At 52.3% G+C, this 15,109-nt stretch carries 15 protein-coding genes and 2 tRNA genes; 7 read left to right on the top strand and 10 right to left on the bottom strand.

Translation table 11 applies throughout. The features are described from left to right. Positions 1-19 precede the first annotated feature (19 nt). The 9 genes from U6B65_00480 to U6B65_00440 form a co-directional block, all read right to left on the bottom strand. A complete protein-coding gene (locus U6B65_00480; GenBank protein ID WRS27633.1) occupies positions 20-1,471 on the bottom strand; it encodes a UDP-N-acetylmuramoyl-L-alanyl-D-glutamate--2,6-diaminopimelate ligase in 1,452 nt (483 codons plus the stop codon). Positions 1,472-1,576: 105 nt separating this feature from the next. Next, complete coding sequence (locus U6B65_00475; protein ID WRS27632.1) at positions 1,577-3,838, bottom strand: penicillin-binding transpeptidase domain-containing protein; 2,262 nt, start codon at positions 3,836-3,838, stop codon at positions 1,577-1,579. Positions 3,839-4,010: 172 nt separating this feature from the next. Beyond that, positions 4,011-4,511: an FtsL-like putative cell division protein gene (locus U6B65_00470; protein ID WRS27631.1), complete on the bottom strand. Its 501-nt coding sequence runs from the start codon at positions 4,509-4,511 to the stop codon at positions 4,011-4,013. Between the two features lie 27 nt (positions 4,512-4,538). Beyond that, positions 4,539-5,495 carry a 16S rRNA (cytosine(1402)-N(4))-methyltransferase RsmH gene (rsmH, locus tag U6B65_00465; GenBank protein WRS27630.1) on the bottom strand — a complete coding sequence of 319 codons (957 nt, stop codon included), beginning with the start codon at positions 5,493-5,495 and terminating at the stop codon, positions 4,539-4,541. Then, complete coding sequence (gene mraZ / locus U6B65_00460; GenBank protein WRS27629.1) at positions 5,495-5,914, bottom strand: division/cell wall cluster transcriptional repressor MraZ; 420 nt, start codon at positions 5,912-5,914, stop codon at positions 5,495-5,497. Before mraZ ends, rsmH begins: the two co-directional genes overlap by 1 nt. Before the next feature lie 208 nt (positions 5,915-6,122). Next, positions 6,123-6,374, bottom strand: a complete 252-nt coding sequence (locus tag U6B65_00455) for a hypothetical protein (protein ID WRS27628.1) — start codon at positions 6,372-6,374, stop codon at positions 6,123-6,125. Positions 6,375-6,429: 55 nt separating this feature from the next. Beyond that, a complete protein-coding gene (locus tag U6B65_00450; protein WRS27627.1) occupies positions 6,430-6,963 on the bottom strand; it encodes a hypothetical protein in 534 nt (177 codons plus the stop codon). A 119-nt stretch (positions 6,964-7,082) separates the two neighbouring features. After that, a complete protein-coding gene (locus tag U6B65_00445; GenBank protein ID WRS27626.1) occupies positions 7,083-7,718 on the bottom strand; it encodes a J domain-containing protein in 636 nt (211 codons plus the stop codon). Further along, positions 7,715-8,587, bottom strand: coding sequence for a DUF5685 family protein (locus U6B65_00440; GenBank protein ID WRS27625.1), 873 nt, complete (start codon positions 8,585-8,587; stop codon positions 7,715-7,717). The genes U6B65_00445 and U6B65_00440 overlap by 4 nt, the downstream gene beginning before the upstream one ends. Positions 8,588-9,013: 426 nt before the next feature. Between U6B65_00440 and acpS the strand changes: the two genes are divergently transcribed. The 5 genes from acpS to U6B65_00415 all read left to right on the top strand — a co-directional run bounded on the left by acpS (position 9,014) and on the right by U6B65_00415 (position 13,202). Next, complete coding sequence (acpS, locus tag U6B65_00435) at positions 9,014-9,397, top strand: holo-ACP synthase (GenBank protein WRS27624.1); 384 nt, start codon at positions 9,014-9,016, stop codon at positions 9,395-9,397. Between the two features lie 31 nt (positions 9,398-9,428). Then, the gene (locus U6B65_00430; GenBank protein WRS27623.1) at positions 9,429-10,967 is read left to right on the top strand and encodes an NAD(P)H-hydrate dehydratase; all 1,539 of its coding nucleotides are present in this window, start codon (positions 9,429-9,431) and stop codon (positions 10,965-10,967) included. 70 nt (positions 10,968-11,037) lie between these two features. After that, positions 11,038-11,571 (top strand): hypothetical protein, encoded by a 534-nt coding sequence (locus tag U6B65_00425; GenBank protein WRS27622.1) that lies wholly within the window; start codon positions 11,038-11,040, stop codon positions 11,569-11,571. A 242-nt stretch (positions 11,572-11,813) separates the two neighbouring features. Then, the gene (locus tag U6B65_00420; protein WRS27621.1) at positions 11,814-12,164 is read left to right on the top strand and encodes a type II toxin-antitoxin system PemK/MazF family toxin; all 351 of its coding nucleotides are present in this window, start codon (positions 11,814-11,816) and stop codon (positions 12,162-12,164) included. Between the two features lie 231 nt (positions 12,165-12,395). Continuing rightward, positions 12,396-13,202, top strand: coding sequence for a GNAT family N-acetyltransferase (locus U6B65_00415; GenBank protein ID WRS27620.1), 807 nt, complete (start codon positions 12,396-12,398; stop codon positions 13,200-13,202). Here the strand turns inward: U6B65_00415 and malQ are convergent. Next, positions 13,166-14,689: a 4-alpha-glucanotransferase gene (gene malQ, locus U6B65_00410; protein ID WRS27619.1), complete on the bottom strand. Its 1,524-nt coding sequence runs from the start codon at positions 14,687-14,689 to the stop codon at positions 13,166-13,168. The two genes, U6B65_00415 and malQ, sit on opposite strands and share 37 nt — an antisense overlap. A gap of 235 nt (positions 14,690-14,924) precedes the next feature. On the opposite strand from malQ, the gene U6B65_00405 reads away from it, so the two are divergent. Both U6B65_00405 and U6B65_00400 read left to right on the top strand, forming a co-directional pair. Next, positions 14,925-15,001, top strand: a tRNA-Asp gene (locus tag U6B65_00405). A 5-nt stretch (positions 15,002-15,006) separates the two neighbouring features. Next, positions 15,007-15,082, top strand: a tRNA-Gly gene (locus U6B65_00400). Positions 15,083-15,109: the final 27 nt, after the last annotated feature.

Genomic DNA, 15,109 nt, shown 5'->3' with positions numbered 1-15,109 from the left:
TGTTTCTCCTTCCCCCGCTTTAACGCTTGGCTTCCCCTTTTTTCTTCGCCAAAAGTTCATCTACAATCACTTTTTCATCGAAAAAGATGGTTCCATAATCCAGCACCTGATAGTCCTCATGGCCCTTGCCCGCCAGAATGAGGATATCCCCCTCATGGCAATTATCCAACGCCCACTCAATGGCACTGTAACGATCCACAATCACCTCATGAGGGGTATCGTGCTCCAAAAGCCCGGGCAAAACATCATCCACCACCCGCTGGGGATTTTCATCCCGGGGGTTATCGGAGGTCAGAATGCAAAAATCCGAAAGACGGGAAACGATCTCGCCCATAATGGGCCGCTTGGTGCGGTCCCGGTTGCCAGCACAGCCAAAGAGGGTGACCACCCGGCCGGGTGCGAAGACCCTCACCGCTGTGATAATCTTTTCCAGCCCATCTGGGGAATGGGCATAATCCCGGATGATGGTGAAGGGGGTATCGGTGGGGAGAATCTCAATTCGGCCGGGAACACCTTTACATTGGTTCAGCCCCGCCACAGCTTGCTCAAAGGTGAGCCCCACCGAAATACAGCCTACGGCTGCCGCCAGTGCATTGGAAACTGAAAATTCCCCCGGCATAGCAAAGGAGACCCGGGCCAGCTGGCTGTTTGCCAACAGAGAAAACTGGCTGCCCTTGGCAGAAAAGCGAATATCCCGGGCGGTGTAATCCGCATCGTCCCGCTGGCAGGAAAAGCTGGTTACAGGGCAGGAAAGTTCTGAAATCAGCTTTTGGCCTGTGGGATCATCCAAGTTGATGACCGCACGATCCGAAAGCTCAAACAGTTTCTTCTTAGCCAGATAGTAGCTCTCCATACTGCCGTGGTAATCCAGATGATCCTGTGTGAGATTGGTGAAGATGCCGCAGTCAAACCGGCAGCCCGCCACTCTTCTCTGATCCAGCGCATGAGAGGAAACCTCCATAACCGCATATTCACAGCCTGCCTCCGCCATCCGTGCAAACATGGCGTGCAGCTGCAGGGGATCGGGGGTGGTGTGCTTGGAGGGGATGACCATATCGGCAATCTCATTGTGAATGGTGCCCAGCAGGCCAACCTTTTTGCCTGCCGCTTCCAGAATCTGTTTAACAAGATAGGTGATGGTGGTTTTTCCGTTGGTACCGGTTACGCCGATCAGCTTGAGCTTTTTGGCAGGGTAATCGAAAAAGGCACCGCAAAGAAGGCCATAGGCCTCCCGAGTATCCTCCACCAGAATCTGTGGTGAAAGCCCCAAATCCCGCTGGGCAACCACCAGCACGGCCCCTTTTTCCAGTGCGGAGGCAGCATGATCATGGCCATCAAACTTCCCGCCTGCGATGCAGACAAAAACACTGCCCGGCTCCACCTGCCGGCTATCGGCTGTAATCCCCGTAACCTGTGCATCGGTCAGCGTACCGGTATAGGTCAGATCCTTGGCAAGCTGCTGTAGTGTCATCCATTACCATCTCCCTTTCGGGGCCTCCTAAAAGGCCCCGCCCCAATATTTACAGTGTGCGCCATTTTCAAGTAAGTATATCACATTAAAAGAAAATTTAACTTCTCACGGCATTGGTATATTGGCTTGTGCATCGGCCGCACGTTCTTCGGCGGAAGCACCCTCCACAAGGGTTAAAATAACCACATCACCCGGGTGCTGAACGGTACCGGGCAGCGGCCACTGCTCACCCACCACTGTGGAAACCCCATCCTTGATCACGCCCCGAATCTGCACATTCAGCCCGGAATTGACCACCAGCTTGTTGGCTTCGGCAGAAAGCATTCCCACCACATCCGGCACGGTGATTTCTTGTTCCATATTGGCTTCCTCGGTATAAAGGATCACCTGACTTCCCTTGGGCATTTTCTGGTTGGGCAGAGGAATCTGCTGAAGCACCATGGGGCCGTTGCCAATGATGCGGGTGTTGAGGCCCGCCACTGTCAACTCAGCCTGTGCATCGTGAGGCTTTTTATACATCACGTTGGGAACATTAACTTCTCGTTCCTCCAGCTGTTCGGCAGTATACTGTGGCTCAAAGCCCAGGTAGGGCAGAGTCTCCTGCAAAATAGCACCGACTACAGGTGCGGCAATGGTGGAACCGTAAGCGTTGCCTCCCAGATTTGGTTCATCCAGCATAACCAAAACCGCAATCTCCGGGTCATCCATAGGGGCAATACCCACAAAGGAAAGAATATGAACATCTCCTGCACCGGGATCCAGCTTTTCAGATGTACCGGTCTTGCCGCCGATCTGATAGCCGGGAATGGCAGAGAAACGGCCGGAGCCGCCATTTACAACCGCCTCAACCAGCATACGCATGGTGGCAGAGGTTTCCTCAGAGATAACCTGCCGGCGAACGGTAGGCTGTGTGGTGCTGATCACGTTGCCATCCGGGTCTAAAACCTGCTTGACAATGTAAGGCTGCATCAGGTTGCCGCCATTGACAGCGGCGGCAGCAGCACTTGCCAACTGGATAGTGGTTACCTTGAAAGTCTGGCCAAAGGAGGTACTGGCCAGCTCCACGCCGCCTTCCTTATTCAGTGTATCAAAGCCGTGGAGAATGCCGGGTGCCTCACCGGGCAAATCAACCCCGGTCTGCTCGCCGAATCCAAAGCTCTGCATAGAGTCATAGAAAAGGCGGGCGCCGGTTCTTTGACCAATGGTAATGAAAACAGGGTTGCAGGATTTCTGCATGCCTTCAATAAAGTTAACGTCTCCATGGCCACCCGCCTGCCAGCAATGGATAGTTTCAGAGGCAATTTTAATGGAGCCGCTGCAATAAAAATGATCGTTGATGGTGACCTTTTTATTTTCCAAAGCTGTGGCCGCTGTGACAATTTTAAAGACCGAGCCCGGCTCATATGGATCGGAAATGGCCTTGTTTCGCCACTGATCGTATTGAAACTGCCGCTGGGCATCCTTGTATTCCTGAGAACCTACAACCATTTTGGCCAGTTGTTCCACTGCAGCAGGGTCCTGCAAAGTATACGGGTCATTGGGGTCAAAATCCGGCTTGGTGGCCATAGCCAGAATCTCACCTGTTTTTACATTCAACACAATCCCAGCCGCACGGTTTTGGATGCTGTGCTCAATAACCGCAGTCTCCAGATTCTTTTCCAGAAAGTGCTGAATGGCTTCGTCTATGGTGAGCACCACGCTGTTGCCATCCTGGGCTTCATACATCTGCTGGTATTTAAAGTGCATATCCGCGCCCCGGGCATTTTTGGTGGAAACCACCATACCGGGTGTGCCGCTGAGGGTTTTATCGTAATAGGCTTCCAGTCCATAAGCCCCATTGCCATCGTAATTGGTAAAGCCCAGCAGCGAAGAGGCCAAGGAGCCATAGGTATAATACCGCTTGGCATCCTGCTCAAAGTTGACACCGCTTACCTTGTTCTCGGTTATGTACTGGGTAACGGCTTCCATGGTGGCACGCTCCACCCGGCGGCCGATCACCTTATAGAAGGACTTGATATCCTTAGCCTGCTCAATAATACTTTCAGGGGTTACATTCAGGATTTCGCCCAAATCTTTGGCTACCTGACCGATGGTCTCCTGATTGATCTCTGCTGGCGAAATGCATACATTCCAAACCGATGCGCTTCGGGCCAGTTCATTGTTGTTCCGGTCATAGATGGTTCCCCGCTTGGCTCCCAGATTCTGTGAGCGGGTTTGCTGGCGAAAAGCCTGTGCCTGATACCATTCGCCGTCTATAATCTGGATTTTGAACAGCTGCCAGATCAAAAGGCAGAAGCCGCCAACCATAAACAGAGCCAGAATAACCCCCATGCGTCGGCGCATGCTGGCCGAGGCTGATTTTTGCATGCAAGATCCTCCCTTTGGAGCATTTTTCCTTGTTTGCCATTGCTCCATATAACAAATGGAGAGCTAAGACGATTTTCCGCTTAACTCTCGTATAAAATTCACATTTTCACCCAAAAAGGAGGGCGTTGTCTTCTCTTTTTATGTCATCCTGACCCTGTAAAAGCATATTGCTTTAATCCCCAATATATTCCTTGATTCCGTTAATTGCATCATTAACTGTATCCTTGACCTTTTGAGCAGTCCCGGCCTGTTCTGCCCCCTCGGGCAGCACAACTTTATCCTCACCGAACAGGTTGATGTATTCGGTTTGATACTTATCCATGCGCTGCAAACCCAGCTCCTCATGGGCACGGGTTTCGACATTGCGCAAAGATACAATGGATTCCAGATCACTGGTCAGCTTAACATTGTCGCTTTTAAGCTCAGTCAGCTGCTGGTTAATCTGGTTGATTTCGCCTGTCATTTCATGAAGGGTAGCCTGATTGTAAATAATAAGGGAGAGAAGAGTAACCACAATAGCGAAAGAAGCGACTGCCTTGATCGAAAAGAATGCCGAAGCCCGCCGATTATCTGATTTGTTTTCCACAACTTCCAGCCGTTTGCGGGGCAGGGTAAGCGTACGGGACTGAAAGGCTGAAAAATCATAAGCTAAATTGGTGTTGGCTGCCGACATGGTTTGTTCTCCCCTTTTCAAAGTATACTAGAGTTTTTCAAGAATACGGAGCTTGGCGCTCCGACTGCGGTTGTTCTGTTCCAGCTCCTGCTCGTTCGGCAAGATCGGCTTACGCTGCACAAGTTTTGCCCGAGGTGTCTTCCCGCAGGTGCAAATCGGGAAATCCGGCGGGCAGATACAGCCCCTGCAATACTCTGCAAAGCGCTGCTTGACCATTCTATCCTCTAAAGAGTGGAAGGTGATCACGGCCAGCCTTCCCCCCGGAGCCAACCGCTCAAAGGCCTGCTCCAAACAGCAGGAAAGGCTTTCCAGCTCGCCGTTGACGGCAATACGAATGGCCTGAAAGCTCCGCTTGGCGGGGTGCCCTCCCTGACGGCGGGCCGGCGCAGGAATCGCTTCCTTTATAATTTCCACCAGTTCCCCGGTGGTCTCGATTGGCTGTTCTCCCCGATGCTGTACAATCCGCTGGGCAATTCGGCGAGCAAATTTTTCCTCGCCGTATTCCCGCAAAATGCGTTCCAGCTCCAAAACATCGGCGGTGTTCACCAGTTCCCGGGCACCCGGCCCCTGTTGGCTCATGCGCATATCCAACGGTGCATCCTGATGATAGGAAAATCCCCGCTCCGCCACATCCAGCTGATGGGAAGAAACGCCCAAATCCATGAGCACTCCATCCACAGCGGTAATTTCCAGCTGATCCAGAATCCGGTCAAAGTCGCCGAAATCCCCCTGCACAACCTGTGCGGCGGGATAGGGTGCCAACTTTTCACCGGCTGCCCGGATGGCATCGGGATCTTTATCCACGGCGATCAGTCTGCCTCCCCCGGTCAGTTCCCGGGCAATAGCAGAGCTGTGACCGCCTCCGCCGGCGGTGAGATCCATATAAATTTTGCCGGGGCGTATATTCAGGCCCTCCACACACTCGTGGAGCAGCACCGAGATATGCTCAAATTCGAGGGGGAACCCCTCCTGATTCTTTTCCATTAAAAGCCCAACTCTTCCATAGCCATGGCCACATGCTCGGCAGTCAGCTCACTGCAGCTTGCCTCCCAACGGGCCTTATCCCAAATCTCGGCACGAACAGAAGCGCCGATGATCATAACATCCTTGCTCAGGCCGGCATAATCCCGCAAATTCTGGGGGATCAGCACACGCCCCTGCTTGTCCGGCTCCAAATCAGCCGCACCCGCAAAAAGAAAACGCTGCAAATCTCTGGATTTAGACATGGGAAGCGCCCGGATTTTGCTTTCCAGCACAGCCCACTCTTCCATAGGATACACCGCAAGGCATGAATCCATACCTTTGGTTACAATAAAGCGGGAACCGAGATCATCACGCATTTTAGCAGGAAAATTGACACGGCCTTTGCTGTCCAGGCTATGCTGGAATTCACCAATGAGCACGCATCCTCACCCTTTCCTGCTATTTGAGTGGGCATGTCCCCCACTTTTCCCCACTTTTAACCACTGAGGTTATTATACATGCCACTTTTCTAAAATGCAACCCCTCGCCGCATCACGAAAACAAAAAAACCGGCTATCCATCAGCCGGTTTTGTGTTCGGTTCTATATTTTGTTGTCGACCCGAAGGCGAGACACCAAATCTAGCGGTTTACCCCTGTTTTTTGCTTTGGTTACAAATAGTTAAAAGCATCAGCAATATCGACACGGCGCTGCAGAATATTGTCAGGATGGTGAAAATATCGGTGACTGATGACGTAGTTTCCCGATTGGAGGGAAGATAACCCTTTCTTTTGTTCCACATATTGCGGGCTCCCTGAGAAATCACCGAAAAAATACCCGCTACCAAACTGACCGAATTGGCCACAAAACCCGTGACGGCCGAAACAGCAAGTTCAAGCATTTGCATTTGCCTCCTCTATATATAAATTCCACTGTAAAACAATTTTAAAACCAGATCATTTAAGAAAGGTGGGCTTAAACCATCGGACATACAACCGGGTATAGCGTTCCAAAGCCACATCATAGCCAAAAAAGATCACATTGCCCGCTGCAATGAAAACAACAGCAGTATACCGGCCGAAATCCCCAAAATCACTAATCAGATCGGGCATACCCAATACCAAAATAATCAGAGCATAAGCGCCCACTACCGCTACATTAAAAATAACCAGCTTAACCAGCAGAGCCGATGCCTTGGCGAATGCATTTTCTATTTTGCCCTTGATCACAGGATAATAACCAAAAAAAGCCACAAACATAGCGGCGGCTTCTTTATCCGGCACCACCAAAAGAGAAAGCAGCCCCACCGCCGCATAAACCATCAAAGCGGCCCTGCGGCCGTTTTCATGCACGATGGGAATCAGCATCGCTCCGGCCATAACCGGCATGAGATAGGTTGCAAAAGGAATGAGGCCGGTCATAAACATGAGGATCAGGCACATAGCCGCCGCCAGACCACCCAAAGCGATCTGTGTGCTTTTTCTTGTCATAAAAAGTCCATTCCCTCCACATCGGTTGAGTCACAAAGATCCCCGCCCACTCTCGGCGGAGTATTCAGTCAAAAGCCGCTGAAAACTTCAAGGTGCAGCCCACAAAAATTTATACCACCTCAGAAGCAGCGAATCAGGTCGCCGCCCATACATTCGCAGCAGCAATCGGCGCACCACAGGGCACTGCAAATGTCGCACATACTGCATCCGCCGGTATTGCCGCCCATGGTATTAAAGCCACCCGCTGGGCGGGCATGCTGGCGCTGCCACAAAAGGTTGTTGAGCGCATTCCGGTATTCCCCGTTGGAGGGGTCCATAGCGCAGGCTTGGGAATAGCTTTGATAAGCCTCATCCAGCCAGCCTCTCATATACTGGATGCTCCCCTTGAGGAAATACCACTCCGCATCCCGTGAGGAAGCGGGAACGCCATCCAAAAGCTCCTCGGCCTCGGTAATGCGCCGGGCATTGATCATACGTCGAATATCGGAATACTGGGAAGCTCCACTGTAATTTTGGCGGGCAGAACTGCCCCCATAGCTCTGACCCGAGCTTCCGGAGGCTCTGCTTTTGCGCTGAGCCATGATTTGGTCGTAGGCCTGATTGATATCTTGCATACGCTCCAGTGCCAAATCGGCTAAGGGATTTCCATGGTACTTATCCGGATGATATTTCCGGGCCATTTCTCGATAAGCATCCTTCACCTGCTCATCGGTAGCCTCGGGGGATATGCCCAGAATCTGATAGGGGTCGCTCATGGATTGGGATTCTCCTTTTTTAAAACAATGGCGTCTACACTGGCTTTCAGCCCCAGAGTGACCACGTTCTCTATGATGGGTGCAAAGGCCGAAGATTCCAACAGCTCAAAAGCACGGCCAATTTCAGCAATGGTCATATACAGGGAGCCCTGTGCCTCCTCGCAAATGGAGGGAATCTCCACCGACTGGCTTTGAGCCTTCGCTCGAAGCACAAAGGGATTATAGCCTCCGCTTTTTTGATCCTGCTCAATATCGTCCAGCGCATCGCAAAGATACACATAACGACCCATAAAATAGCCCATGCGCTCCAAAACACGGCGCTGGCCCGGCTGCTCCGAAAATTCCTGAAAAATGGCAGCCATGGCTTTGGCGGTGGGCTCGCTGGCCTCATCCACACTGGAACACAAACGGGCTTCCAGCTCACGCTGGTTTTCCATACAGGCGGCAACAAGCCTGTCCTCCCGGGGAGCCAAAGAGGCGGCCTTTTTATAAGCCGGCTTTACCAACGGATACAGCGCCCGCCACAACAGGCTTTTAATCGGGCCGCTATCCGCCACATTATCCACCAGCTTATAATACAGCATAATTACCGCAACCCGGGCACTCAGGGCCAAGCTCTCCCCCGGCGCACACATGGGAACGGTTTTCAGCGGGTTGCAGCAGCAGCGCTGCCGCTCAAAAGAAGGGACCTTGCCGGTCACACTCATATGGAGCATCGCCATGAGGGTAAAATCATAGCTGAGGGTCATACGGCAAAGAGGGCCAAAGCTGCTGCCCATTTCCCGGCAAAGGCCGCAGTAAACAGCTTTGTAGCTCTCGTATTCCCGGATTTTCAGCTCCGGCTTAAAAGGCCGCAGATATCCAAACAAACCCTGCTCTCCTTAAGTTGTTGGGTGCAAGCGCCCCTGTTTTGATGAATACTTTATATTGTACAGCAAACAACCATAGATTTCGTTAATAAAATGTAAATATCCTTTTTTGGTGCGGATTCGACAGTTTCTGCTCTTTTCCCAGCAAAAACGAGCTAAAAAGTCGCTGTTCTCCTCGTCATTCTTCGTTTGACGAGCCTTTTCGGGTATGCTAAAATGAGTTTGCAAGAGAAGTCTGCAAACTCTATGGGGGGCATCCAATGCCCCCCATAGGCCCCCCGGGTTGCGCCGCAGCGGCGCAAAATGCGGTGTTCCTGCATTGAAATGAATTCAACGCCGGAAGAATTATGCGTGTGAGTATTGTGACGGTCCACAGCGGGCAACGCCTTGTGAATTTCTGTCTGTGGCAAGAAAGGGTGTGCCCTTATGACCTGCGGAATGGACATGCTGGAAATTTCCCGCATGGAAAAAAGTCTCCAAAGCGCCCATTTTATCAGCCGGGTTTTCGGTGAGCGGGAGCGGCAGCTTTTTGAGGGCCACAAGAACATGGCTGCCCGGGCTGCTGCCAATTTCTGCGCCAAGGAGGCCTTTTCCAAAGCCTTGGGCACCGGCATCCGCGGCTTTGCCCTTTGCGAGGTGGAGGTTCTGCGGGATAGCCTTGGCAAGCCCTATTTTGTCTTTTCAGGCAATGCGGCCCAGCTGGTGGAAAAATCCGGCCTTTCCTTTGATGTGAGTCTGACCCATACCATGGAATATGCCGGGGCTATGGTCATTGCCTTTCCCACTGATTTTGCCCCCAATTCGCTTTAAACATACAAATTCATAGCAGGAGGGATTCGCTGTGCGGGTTGTAACCAGCAAGCAAATGCGGGAGATTGAAGAAAACGCCGGGCAATACGATATTACCTTTTACCGGCTGATGGAGAATGCGGGCAGCGCCGCAGCGGCCTTTATCCGCCGAACCATCCCGGTGGAGGGAATCAACTGCATGATTTTCTGCTCCAAGGGCAACAACGGCGGAGATGGCCTTGTGGTGGCCCGCCGCCTTTTTGAAAATGGAGCCAATGTTCTGATTGTCATGGTGGATGGCCAGCCTAAAAGCGGCGAGGCCGCCTCTATGTACAGCATGGTGGAGCTGATGAGCCTGCCGATTCTCAGCTTTACGGAAAAATACGACGATATTGTGCGCTATCTGGATAACACCGATGTGATTGTGGACGCCATTTTTGGAACCGGCTTTTCCGGTGAGCTGGATACCATGCACCGCCGGGCCTGTGACCTGATTAACGAAGCCATTGCGGCCGTGTTTTCACTGGATTTGCCCACCGGTGTTTCCTGCGATGCCGGGCGGGTTGATCCGGGCAGCGTTCAGGCAGATTTCACCATTGTGTTTGACAGCCTCAAGCCCGCTCACATCCAGCCTGCCTGCCAGCCCTTTTTCGGCCAGATTCAGGTGGTGGATATCGGCATCCCCGAGGAGGCCCGCTATGGCTTGAGTACCATGGTCATGCACGCTGATCTTGAGGGAGTGATGGCCAGCCTGCCGCCCAGAGAGCTGGAATCTCACAAGGGTTCTCATGGCAGGCTGCTCAACATTACCGGTTCCCTTGCTTATCAGGGTGCGCCGGTGCTTTCCACCATGGCGGCTCAGCGCTGTGGGGTAGGCTATACCGTTGTGGCCGGTGTGCCCGCTGTCTGCGCCGGTGTGACACAGCGGGCCCTTGAGGCCATTATGCTGCCTTTGCCGGTGAGCGCCTCCGGGGGGATCAGTGCGGCTGGTTCCATCGAAAAGCTGCTGCCTGCCCTGGGCAAGGCAACCGCTGTGCTGTTTGGCTGTGGCATGGGCAACACCGAGGATACCGCCCAGCTTTTGGAGCTTGTGCTGAAAAACGCTTCCTGTCCGGTTATTGTGGATGCAGATGGAATAAATGCGCTGGCTGGCAATATAAATATACTGGAAGGGATAACCTGCCCGGTGATCCTGACACCCCACCCCGGGGAAATGTCCCGCCTGACCGGACTGCCTGTGGAGGATATTCAGGCTGACCGCAATAAGGCGGCTCTGGATTTCGCCGCCGCCCACAAGGTTACGGTGGTGCTCAAGGGTCATGAAACGGTCACCGCCAACGCCGATGGGCTGGCCACGGTCAACACCACCGGCAATCCCGGCCTTGCCAAGGCAGGCAGCGGCGATGTGCTGGCCGGTATGATCGGCGCATTGGCCGCCCAGGGGGTTCCCCCCTACCGTGCGGCGGTGTGCGGGGTATTTCTGCATGGTCTGGCGGCCGACCGGGCGGCAGAGCGGCTTTCCCAGTATGCTATGCTTCCCAGCGACATTCTCACCGACCTGTGCGGCATCTTTCTGGAAAACGGCCGCTAGCCGCCCCTTTCCCGGCAACAAAAGCCCGAAGCCTGTTTTCTACAACTCAATAGAGAGGACTGTATGCCCCATGCGCATTCGCCTGCTTCTGCTGGCTCTGCTGGTTTTGCTGACCGGCACAGGATGTGCAAAAAAACAGGACACTCAAAAGCCTTCCCCCGATGTTTCAGCCGCACTCAACGCTCCTTTTTCCACCAGCGCCAACATTTCCTATAAGGAGCTGGCCGCCACGGCGGTGCTCTCCCGGGAAACACCGCAGGCCTGCACGGTAACCTTTTCCTCCCCCGCCTCTTTGAAGGATATGTCCTTTATGTTTACACAGGATCTGGTTACCATCCGTTACAAGGGGCTGAGCTTTGATGTGGACCCGGCGGATATCCCCACCAGCAACGCTGCCCGAATCGCCGTAGCCGCCATCAACAAAGTCACCTCGGACCAGGGGCTGACTGTGGATTACACCGACACGGCACTGGCTTTTTCCGGTGTGATGGAAAGCGGCGCCTTCACTCTCAAGCTGGATCGGGAAAACGGCAGTTTGCTGAAACTTTCGGTTCCTTCCGAAGAATTGGAAATCGAGTTCGTCAGCTTTGAATTTTTAGCCTAGAACGGCAAAAGCATCCTTTGTAAAAGGGGTGCTTTTTTTCTGCCTGCTGTCAAGGGAGCTCATCCCGGTATAAAATGAATAAGAGCCTCCACTGAAAACGAAGCCTGCGTCTCCTTCCCGCCCCGGCGCAGTTTAAATTTTCCTGTAAAAAAATCACTCCGATGTTTTGCCGGCTGTGTTTAATCAGCAAAAGCCTTGGCAACAATAAAGATGAAAATATATTTTGGGCGGAGCGTGATAACGTGACTGTCAAACGAGGAGAAATCTATTATGCCGATCTCAGCCCTGTGGTAGGCTCGGAGCAAGGCGGGGTGCGGCCGGTATTAATCGTTCAGAATGATATAGGGAATAAATTCAGCCCAACTGTCATTGCGGCGGCTATAACCAGCCAGAAAGAGAAGTCCAAGCTCCCAACGCACATTGAGCTTCCTTCAAGCAATTGCGGACTCTCCCGTGATTCGGTGGTGCTCCTGGAGCAAATCCGCACCATTGATAAGCGGAGGCTCAAAGAAAAGATGGGAAGCATCGACGATCACTCTATGGATAATATCAACAAGGCGTTGTCCATCAGCTTCGGGTTAGGCGCAGAGTAATCCCCCAAAGGCGCTGACCTGAATCACGCCACATACATAGCGTGATCGGTGTTTGTGCTTTTGGCGCAGCTTTCCTGCGTTTAACACGGAAGAAAATCGGCACTTAGAGCTTGCTCTCTATATGAAAAAGGATACCCCACCGGAACTTTTCGGTGGGGTATCCTTTTTATTGCAGAGTGAATGTGATACAATGCTGAAAAAGAAATCTTAAAGCATAGAGGTGACAAACCATTGGAATACACAACAGCGACAGAAATTGATGTCAAACGGGTTTCGGAGCTTGTGCAACAAACCATTGCAGCCGTTTATCCAAAATATTATCCCAAGGAAGTAGTCGACTTTTTTATTGCCTACCACAATGAAGAAAATATTCGCCGGGATATAGAAAACGGCAAGGTTAACCTCTTATGGGAAAATTCCATATTGGTGGGAACAGGCAGCCGCGATGGCAACCACATAACTCGGGTATATGTCGCCCCTGCTTATCAGGGCCGGGGATATGGCCGATACATCATTCAAAAGCTGGAAGAAGAAATAGGCTTAAAGCATGGCACTGTTCGATTGGATGCTTCCCTTCCCGCAAGCGCTCTGTATGAAAGACTAGGCTACAGAACTCTCCGCCACGAAAGCCTGACTTTGGAAAATGGGGCGGTGCTGGTCTATGAGGTTATGGAAAAGGCGCTATCCTCCGGCTCAAGCTCCATTAACTACAACGGCAGATTCTTTGTGGCAAAAGAAAACTCTGAGAATGGCGAGGTCAGTGATCAGACCATATTCGCCTATCATCAAACCGGAAGCTTGCTTTGGGCCGATTATGCAGGGGGCGAAATAATGAAAGGCCATTTGATAGGCCAAGTTTCGAAGGATGGATCGCTGGATTTCTACTATCAGCACATGAATCAAAGCTCTGACATGAAAATTGGCAAATGCCACAGCGTCCCTCGCCTGTTGGAGAACGGGAAAATCGAGCTTTCAGAAATATGGCAGTGGTTAAGCGGCGATCATTCAGCGGGTACCTCCATACTAATCGAGCGATAAGGGGCTTTTGTATTGGCTCGGCCATAGGATTCAGCCAGCCCCCTGATTTTTTGTGCCAGCTGAGGGGAAGCTTCTCCCTCCAACATACGCCAGCACCAGTTACCGCCCAAGGTTGATGGAATGTTCATACGGGCCCGGTCATCCAGTGAAAGAAAATCCTGCATCTGCACCACCACCAGCTGGGCCGGGCTGTCATACAGCCCTTTAATAAACCCCCACGCCGGGTCTCGTGAGGGTTCAAGCCCCAGATACTTTCGTGCAAAGGCCGCCTCCTCCGCTGGGGCAGTGCCGAGCCATCCTTTCACAGTTGAATTATCGTGAGTGCCGATATAGGCCACGCAGTGCTCCGGCATATTGTGGGGCAAATGCTCCGAATCCCCTTTGGGGTCGAATCCGAACTGCATCACCTTCATACCGGGAAAACCACTGGCCGCCAGCATGGCTCTGGCAGAAGGGGTCAGTGTGCCTAAATCCTCCGCTATAATGGGAAGATTATCCCCTAAAGCGTTTTGGGCCGCTTTAAAAAGCTTCAGACCCGGCCCCGGCTCCCAATGGCCGTTACGGGCATTTTCCGCTCCAAAGGGGACGCTGTAATAAGCCTCAAAGCCCCGGAAATGATCAATGCGAACGGAGTCGACCAATTCAAAAGCGTTACGCAGACGGTCAATCCACCAGCTGTATTGCTGTTTGGCATGAACCGGCCAGTTGTAGAGAGGATTGCCCCAAAGCTGGCCATCGGCACTGAAATAATCCGGTGGAACCCCGGCCTGCCCTGTAGGAATTCCATCCTTATCCATCAGAAACAGTTGAGGCGAGGCCCACAGTTCGGCGCTATCCCGTGCCACATAGATGGGGATATCCCCCATGATTTCAATTCCCCGGCCGTTGGCATAACTTCGGACAGCCCCCCACTGGGTATAAAATATGTATTGAAGCCAAATCCAGAAGTGTATATCTGCTGTATGCTGATCGGCAAAGCGTCTTAGAGCCTGCGGCTCCCGCTGGGCAAGCTCGGTGGGCCACTCCCACCACGGGCGCATCCCGGAAACGTTTTTAATGGCCATGAACAACGCATAATCCTGCAGCCAATGCTTCTGCTGTTCCTGAAATGCGGCCAGACCAGCGCTTTCCCACCTGCTTCGGCCAAAAGCCGTATACAAAAGCCGGTATCGGCTTCCAAGAAGGCTGTCATATAAAACTTCTCGAGAATCGCCGTCAAGTGCGGTTTTTTCCAATTCCTCCCGCGAAAGCAATCCCTGCTGATACAAATCCTCCAGATCAATCAGCAAAGGGTTCCCTCCAAAGGCAGAAAGCGGCTGATAAGGAGAATCACCGTAGCCGGTGGGCCCTAAGGGCAGAATCTGCCAGCAGGATTGCCCGGCCTTCACAAGAAAATCAATGAACCTTCGGGCCTCACTGCCCATGGTACCAATTCCGCCCTTTCCCGGCAGCGAAAATACCGGAAGCAGTACTCCGCCATTTTTCACCTGATCCCCTCCTGCTCGAAGATACGCATTCAATTTTACTATAATTTTAAATACATTTTTTTGGAACCGCAGCACCTTTTTCTTATAAAAACATACTACCACAAAGCACTTTTCAGCACAACCATGCCATTTATTCGGGTAATAAATTTTTTGTCAAAATTAGGTTGACACAGGCGGGGAAAATGGTGTATAATGCATTTACTGTCTTCGCAGCGCTATGCGGGCAGCTATATTTGGCCCGGTAGTTCAGTTGGTTAGAACGCTAGCCTGTCACGCTAGAGGTCGAGGGTTCGAGCCCCTTCCGGGTCGCCAAATATGCGGGTTTAGCTCATCTGGTAGAGCGCCACCTTGCCAAGGTGGAGGTAGCGAGTTCGAGCCTCGTAACCCGCTCCACATTTAAAATCCTTTTAACCATACGGT

The sequence above is a fragment of the Oscillospiraceae bacterium MB08-C2-2 genome (assembly GCA_035621215.1).
In the GTDB taxonomy this organism is placed as follows: Bacteria; Bacillota; Clostridia; order Oscillospirales; family Ruminococcaceae; genus WRAV01.
This window is presented reverse-complemented; position numbering and strand designations above follow the sequence as displayed.

Excerpts from the sequence above, each read along its gene's own strand:
- U6B65_00480 (WRS27633.1), bottom strand. The coding sequence starts at position 1,471 with ATGACACTACAGCAGCTTGCCAAGGATCTGACCTATACCGGTACGCTG.
- U6B65_00475 (WRS27632.1), bottom strand. The coding sequence starts at position 3,838 with ATGCAAAAATCAGCCTCGGCCAGCATGCGCCGACGCATGGGGGTTATT.
- U6B65_00470 (WRS27631.1), bottom strand. The coding sequence starts at position 4,511 with ATGTCGGCAGCCAACACCAATTTAGCTTATGATTTTTCAGCCTTTCAG.
- rsmH (WRS27630.1), bottom strand. The coding sequence starts at position 5,495 with ATGGAAAAGAATCAGGAGGGGTTCCCCCTCGAATTTGAGCATATCTCG.
- U6B65_00455 (WRS27628.1), bottom strand. The coding sequence starts at position 6,374 with ATGCTTGAACTTGCTGTTTCGGCCGTCACGGGTTTTGTGGCCAATTCG.
- U6B65_00450 (WRS27627.1), bottom strand. The coding sequence starts at position 6,963 with ATGACAAGAAAAAGCACACAGATCGCTTTGGGTGGTCTGGCGGCGGCT.
- U6B65_00445 (WRS27626.1), bottom strand. The coding sequence starts at position 7,718 with ATGAGCGACCCCTATCAGATTCTGGGCATATCCCCCGAGGCTACCGAT.
- acpS (WRS27624.1), top strand. The coding sequence starts at position 9,014 with ATGACCTGCGGAATGGACATGCTGGAAATTTCCCGCATGGAAAAAAGT.
- U6B65_00425 (WRS27622.1), top strand. The coding sequence starts at position 11,038 with ATGCGCATTCGCCTGCTTCTGCTGGCTCTGCTGGTTTTGCTGACCGGC.